Below are 6,605 nucleotides of genomic sequence, written 5' to 3'. Positions count from 1 at the left end.
CCTGGCCTGGGCGGCGGCGGTCATACAGCTGGCCTGCCTGCCGCTGCGGCCCGGCCGCGCGCCGCGCAAGCCCTGGCGCATGGACTGGCGGCGCCACTACCGCCTGCGCTTCGGCCTGGTTTATCACCTGGCCTCGCTGGCCTTTGCCGCCGTGCACCTGAACAACTTCGCGCTGGCCGACACCGCCTATTGGATGCTGCCCCTGCTGGTATTGCCGCAATGGGCCACCGGCCTGGTGCTGGGCTGGATCCGCGTGCGCCGTGGCATAGGCGCCGCGGTGGCGCTGCACGGCATTTTCAACGCCGGCCCCATGCTGCTGATCGTGACGGTGCTGGGGCTGCGCTGACGCCTGCGCCGGACGTGCCAGGCGGCTACAATCCCCGTCTTGATCATTAAGGAATACCCATGGCTCTGCAATGCGGCATCGTCGGCCTGCCCAACGTGGGCAAATCGACGCTTTTCAACGCGCTCACCAAGGCCGGCATCGCCGCCGAAAACTATCCCTTCTGCACCATCGAACCCAACGTGGGCGTGGTGGAAGTGCCGGATCCGCGGCTGGCCCAGCTGGCCGATATCGTCAAGCCCGAGCGCGTGGTGCCCGCCGTGGTCGAATTCGTCGACATCGCAGGCCTGGTGGCCGGCGCCAGCCAGGGCGAGGGCCTGGGCAACCAGTTCCTGTCGCATATCCGCGAAACCGACGCCATCGTCAATGTGGTGCGCTGCTTCGAGGATTCCAACGTGATCCACGTGGCGGGCAAGGTCGACCCCATTTCGGATATCGAAGTCATCTCCACCGAGCTGGCCCTGGCCGACCTGCAGACGGTCGAGAAGGCCATTCACCGCAACAACAAGCTGGCGCGCTCGGGCGACAAAGAGGCCGCCAAGCTTGTCGCATTGCTCGAGCGTTGCCAGAAACACCTGGACGCCGGCAAGTCGATCCGCTCGTTGGGCCTGGATGCCGAGGAACTGTTCTCGCTGAAGTCGTTCGGCTTCATCACCGCCAAGCCCGCCATGTTCGTGGCCAACGTCAGCGACGATGGCTTCGAGAACAATCCGCTGCTGGACCGCCTGGTAGAGCACGCCAATGCGCAGAATGCCCCGGTGGTGGCCATCTGCGCCGCCATCGAAGCCGAGATCGCCGAACTGGACGACGCCGACAAGGCGGCTTTCCTGGCCGACATGGGCATGCAAGAGCCGGGTCTGGATCGCCTGATCCGCGCCGGTTACCGCTTGCTGGGCCTGCAGACCTACTTCACTGCGGGGGTGAAGGAAGTTCGCGCCTGGACAGTGAAAGTAGGCGCTACTGCCCCCCAGGCTGCCGGCGTGATCCACACCGATTTTGAACGCGGGTTTATCCGGGCGCAGACTATTTCGTTTGACGACTTCATTTCCTATAAGGGAGAGGGCGGCGCCAAAGAGGCCGGCAAGATGCGCGCCGAAGGCAAGGAATACATCGTGCAGGATGGCGATGTGATGAATTTCTTGTTTAACGTCTGACCCCATTCGACCATCGCACGGCAGGAATGGGGTAAACCTGCCGGCTAAATAGGGTATTGAGGAAACCGATACCCTGTTTCGCGTCTTGCCCCAGACCAGCAAGCCGCACCTTGCCCACCCGGTGCGTCCAATCGCCGCACCCCGCAACGCCCCGCAAGGTTGTGTAATAAAATCCGCCGCATGCCCAACTTCCGGCGCCCTGCGAACCAGCCTCGCGGCCTGTCCTGGCGGATCTTGATCTGCCTGGCGCTGGCCGTGTTCGTGCTGCGCGCGGCGATTCCGCATGGGTTCATGGCGGCGCCGGCCTCGTCGCACGTCATGCTGACGCTGTGCAGCGCGGCGGGCCCCGTCAGTGTGCCGCTGGAAGTGCCGGGCCAATCCGATGACACCAGCGGTAAGCACCTGGCGGCCGAGACCTGCGCTTTCGGCGCCTTGTCGGCCCATGGGGTCTTGCCCGATACCCATATGGCGCCGGCGCTGTCGGCGCAACAAACTCACGCGGTGCCCGTGGCGCCGGTCTACCGCGCGGCGCCGGCCCTGCCCCCGCTTGGGCCGCCGCTGGGTTCGCGCGCGCCTCCTTCTTTGTTTGCCTGAGCTGACGGCGGTGCCTGATTTGCACCGCTCCTGGCCGCGAAGGGGGATGCCTCTGCAACGATAGGCACGGCGTGTATGCGCCTTGCTATCCGCGCCCACGACTTTCCTCTCTTCGCTCCGGTCTTGCCGGCAGCCCCTGCCGCTGCCAGGCCCAGACAATACCTATACAGAAAGAAGAGAGGTCGCCTTGACCATTATTCGTACGCACGCGTGCCTGGGCACGTCTTTGGTGCTGGCCGCTTTCAATGCCGCCGCCCAATCCACCCCCGCCACCCTTAGCCCCATCGTGGTCACGGGCGGCGCCGAGTCGGCGCTGGCCACCGAGGCCAGCACGGGGTCCAATCTTGGGCTGACGCCGATGCAGACGCCCGCCAGCATCGACGTGATCACGCGCGAACAGATTCAGGAACGCGGCGATACCAACGTCAACGACGCCATTACGCGCGCGGCGGGATTCTCGGGCATGGCCCATCCGGGTAACGGCAACAGCGCGCTGTCGGTGCGCGGCTTCACCGATAGTGCTTCGGTGATGCGCCTGTACGACGGCCTGCGCCAGTATGGCGGGGTGGGCGTGACGTTTCCGTTCGATACTTGGTCGGTGGAGCGCATCGAGGTGCTGCGCGGCCCGGCGTCGGTCATCTATGGCGACGGCGCCATCGGCGGGGTGGTGAATGTGGTGCCCAAGCGGCCCACGCGCGGGCCCATCCGTAATGAAGTGCAGGCCACCATCGGCACGCAGGATACGGCGCGGCTGGGCCTGGGCAGCGGCGGCGCGCTGAGCGATACGTTGTCGTATCGGCTGGACCTTAGCGGCAACTACACCGACGGCTGGGTGGATCGCGGCCAGTCTGGCGACGCGACGTTCTCGGGGGCCTTGCGCTGGGACGCCACGCCCGATCTGAATTTCACGCTGAGCTATGCCTATGGGTATCAGCGTCCGATGCGTTACTTTGGCACGCCGCTGATCGATGGCGAACAGTTGGACGCGGTGCGCAAGCAGAACTACAACGTCAGCGATAGTTTCATGCGTTTTCGCGACCAGTGGACTCAGCTGGACACGGTGTGGACGCCCAACGATGCGACGACGGTGCGCGCCCGCCTATATCACGTGCAAAGCGACCGCGACTGGCGCAATGCCGAGCGTTATGTGTACAACCCCGGCACCGGCCTGATCGACCGTTCGGACAATACCGCCATTACGCACGACCAGACGCAAACCGGCCTGACCATGGACGCGGCGTTCAAGGGCAAGCTAGCCGGGTTGGACAACACCGTGTCGGTGGGCTTCGATGTGAACCATGCGAGCTTCAAGCACATCAACAATACCTACACGGGTAGTTCGGGGCCGGTGGATCCTTATGATCCGGCGCATGGTCATTTCCAGAGCGATTTTCCGACTATTCCGCGCTATCGCAACGAGGCGGACCAGTTCGCGCTGTTCATGGAAGACCGTCTGGCGTTGACCAGCAAGTGGTCGGTGGTGGGCGGCCTGCGCTATGACCATGCCAGGGTGGTGCGCGACGACCTGGTGGCCAGCCAGCGTGCGTTGTCGAAGACGTATTCCGACGTGGGTTGGCGCATCGGCACGGCGTACGACCTGACGCCGGACATGGCGGTGTACGCACAGTATGCCGAGGCGGCCGACCCGGTAGGCGGCCTGCTGATGCTAAGCCCGGCCAATGCCGAGTTTGACCTGGCCAAGGGCAAGCAGGTGGAAGTGGGTTTGAAGCAGGCGTTCTGGGACAACCGCGGCGAATGGACGCTGGCGGCGTACCACATACGGAAGTCGAACTTGTTGTCGCGCGATGCTACCGACCCCAGCCTGCGCGTGCAGGTGGGGGAACAGTCTTCGCGGGGCCTGGAGGCTACGGTGGCCTTGACTTTTGCGCCCGGCTGGAGGCTGGAGGCCAACGCCACCATGCTGCGCGCCAGGTACGACGATTTCACGGAATCGTCGGGCGGCGGGGCGGTGTCGCGCGAAGGCAAGGTGCCCCCGAATGTGCCGCAACGCCTGGCCAACTTGTGGCTAAGCTGGAATTTCCAGCCGGGCTGGACGGCGATGGGTGGCTTGCGTTATGTGGGCAAGCGCTACGCCGACAATGCCAACACTATCGAGCTGCCGTCGTACACCACTACTGATCTGGCGCTGCGCTGGGACGTTAACAAGGACACCAGCATCACGGCGCGCGGCTATAACGTTTTCGACCGGGCCTATTTCACCACTGCGTACTACACCAATACGCAATGGCTGTACGGGCCCAGCCGCCGGTTTGAACTGACGTTCAACCATCGTTTCTGACCGTGCGGAGCGACGCATGGACCTGAAGGCGCGATGCCGCAGGCTGACTTACCTGGCGCATCGCTGGCTGGGGGTGGCGGGCTGTGTGCTGATGCTGGTGTGGTTTCTCAGCGGCATCGTCATGCTGTATGTGGGCTATCCCAAGCTGACGCCGGCCGAGCGGCTGGGCAGCCTGCCGGTGCTGGCGGCCGATGATTGCTGCATCAGTTTTGCAGCCCTGGCGCCAGCGGGCCAGGGCCTGGTGCTGACGTCGCTGCGCGGCCGGCCCACTTATGTGGTGTCCACAGCGGACGGCCCGCGCGCGTATTCGGCGCAGACGGGCCTGCCGGACGGGGCCGTGACGGAAAGCGTGGCGGTGGCGGCCGCGCAGGCTTTCTGGCCGCGGGCGGCGCCGCGCTACGGCGGGCTGCTGCAGGAAGACCGCTGGACGCATTCGCGCGGGCTGGACCGCCATCGTCCGCTGCACCAGGTGTGGATGGATGGGCCCACGTCCGGCACGCTGTATGTGTCGTCGGCCACGGGCGAGGTGGTGCTGGACGCGCCGCTGGCCCAGCAGCGCTGGAATTATGTGGGTGCCTGGCTGCACTGGCTGTATATGGTGCGCGACCGCTCGGTGGACCCGGGCTGGAGCTGGATCGTGATTGTCCTGTCGGGCGCCTGCACCTTGCTGGCGATCAGCGGCGTGGTGGTGGGTGTGTGGCGCTGGCGGTTTCGCGGGCGCTATAAGTCGGGCGCGCGCACGCCTTACCGCGAGGCGTGGATGCGCTGGCATCATGTCGCCGGCCTGCTGTTCAGCGCTTTTGTGTGCACCTGGATTTTCAGCGGCCTGATGTCCATGAACCCGGGCGGAATTTTCTCGGATGGGGGGCCCGGGCCCGACCGGCAAGGCATGGCGGCGGCCGGCGTCAGTCATCCGCTGGCCGACCCGCGGCCGGTGCTGCGGGCCCTGCAGCAAGCGGGCTTCCGGCCGGTGCAATTGGAATGGCGTTGGCTGGGGGGCGAGGCATATGTGGTGGCGCGCAACGCGCAGGCTGACAGCCGCATTGTGCGCGCCGGGGCGGCGGGGCTGGCGGTGCAAGGCCAATGGGACCCGCAACGGGTGCAGGCCGCCGCGCAAGCACTGTTTCCCGGTGCGCGCATGCAGGCGCAGGTGCTGGCGCAGTACGACGCCTACTATTACGCGCGGCATGCCCAGGCCATGAACGGTGGCGCGCCGCGCGGCTTGCCCGCGCTGCGGCTGGATTTCGATACGCCTGGCCGGCACCGGGTGTATGTGGACCTGCGCACCGGCGCGGTCAGCCTGGACCTTGGGCGCGCCGAGCGGGTGGGGCGTTGGCTGTTCTACTTCTTGCACAGTTGGGATACGCCAACGCTGTTGAATGCCGGCGTGGCCAGGGACGTGGCCATCATCCTGCTCAGCCTGGGCGGGCTGGCTTTGTCGGCCACCGGCGTGGTGCTGGGCACGCGGCGCCTGGCCGCGTTGCGCCGCCGCCGTCGCCCCGCCGCGCCGAGGGCCTGATTTAAGGTGAAAGAGGGCGCTTTGCGCGGTACAGCCGGGTGTCCGGCTCCGACGGTGCCGGACACCGTTATGGGCCACGATGCGTGGTGTCTGGCACCCTGGCGGGAGCCAGACACCCATCGGCATCCGTGAAAACTCGCCGCGCGGCGCTTTGCGCGGTGCGGTTGGGTGTCCGGCTCCGAAAGGTGCCGGACACCGTTGTGCGCCACGATGTGCGGTGTCTGGCACCCTGGCGGGAGCCAGACACCCATCGGCGTCCGTGACAACTCGCCCAGCGCCTACCGGATATCGGCCGGCGCGTGCACGGTGCATGGTACGGCCAGCGCGCCGCCGGCCTCGAAGGCCAGGGTCAGCGTCACTTGGTCGCCCGGCTGCAGTTCATGCACAGGCTTTTCCAGCATGGCGTGATAGCCGCCCGGGGCAAACTGCACGCTGCCGCCTGCCGGCACGGCGATGCGGTCCACGTGCGCCATGCCCGCCATGCCGCCTTCGTTGGTCGAGGCATGCAGCATGGTGCGCGCATAGGCGTCGGAACCGACGCCCACCAGCACGGCTTCGTGCTGGCCGTGGTTGGCTAGCGTGAAGTACCCGGCCGAGGGTACCTGCTTCGGCATATTGCGGATGCGGCAGTCTTGCGCGGCCAGGCCGGGCGGGGCAGCGGCTTGTGCCGTGGCGGCCGGCGCCATGCCGTGCCCG

The 6,605-nt window shown here is 66.3% G+C and carries 6 protein-coding genes; 5 read left to right on the top strand and 1 reads right to left on the bottom strand.

The genetic code is table 11. The features are described 5' to 3' along the window. The 5 genes from LPZ50_RS19885 to LPZ50_RS19865 all read left to right on the top strand — a co-directional run. Positions 1–346, top strand: a 346-nt coding sequence (locus LPZ50_RS19885) for a type II CAAX prenyl endopeptidase Rce1 family protein (RefSeq protein WP_230664155.1), incomplete at its 5' end; no start/stop codon positions are given. Between the two features lie 59 nt (positions 347–405). Further along, a complete protein-coding gene (gene ychF / locus LPZ50_RS19880; RefSeq protein ID WP_230664152.1) occupies positions 406–1,497 on the top strand; it encodes a redox-regulated ATPase YchF in 1,092 nt (363 codons plus the stop codon). A 180-nt stretch (positions 1,498–1,677) separates the two neighbouring features. Then, a complete protein-coding gene (locus LPZ50_RS19875) occupies positions 1,678–2,091 on the top strand; it encodes a DUF2946 family protein (protein WP_230664149.1) in 414 nt (137 codons plus the stop codon). 187 nt (positions 2,092–2,278) lie between these two features. Next, a complete protein-coding gene (locus LPZ50_RS19870; RefSeq protein WP_419195617.1) occupies positions 2,279–4,390 on the top strand; it encodes a TonB-dependent receptor in 2,112 nt (703 codons plus the stop codon). 16 nt (positions 4,391–4,406) lie between these two features. Continuing rightward, positions 4,407–5,909: a PepSY-associated TM helix domain-containing protein gene (locus tag LPZ50_RS19865; protein WP_230664146.1), complete on the top strand. Its 1,503-nt coding sequence runs from the start codon at positions 4,407–4,409 to the stop codon at positions 5,907–5,909. A 278-nt stretch (positions 5,910–6,187) separates the two neighbouring features. Here LPZ50_RS19865 and LPZ50_RS19860 read toward each other — a convergent pair. Then, a partial coding sequence (locus tag LPZ50_RS19860) for a copper chaperone PCu(A)C (RefSeq protein ID WP_230664143.1) occupies positions 6,188–6,605 on the bottom strand: 418 nt, incomplete at its 5' end.

The organism is Bordetella petrii (assembly GCF_020991325.1).
In the GTDB taxonomy this organism is placed as follows: domain Bacteria; phylum Pseudomonadota; class Gammaproteobacteria; order Burkholderiales; family Burkholderiaceae_B; genus Bordetella_A; species Bordetella_A petrii_E.
The sequence above is the reverse complement of the archived record's forward strand: the minus strand, read 5'-3'. Positions and strand labels throughout refer to the sequence as shown.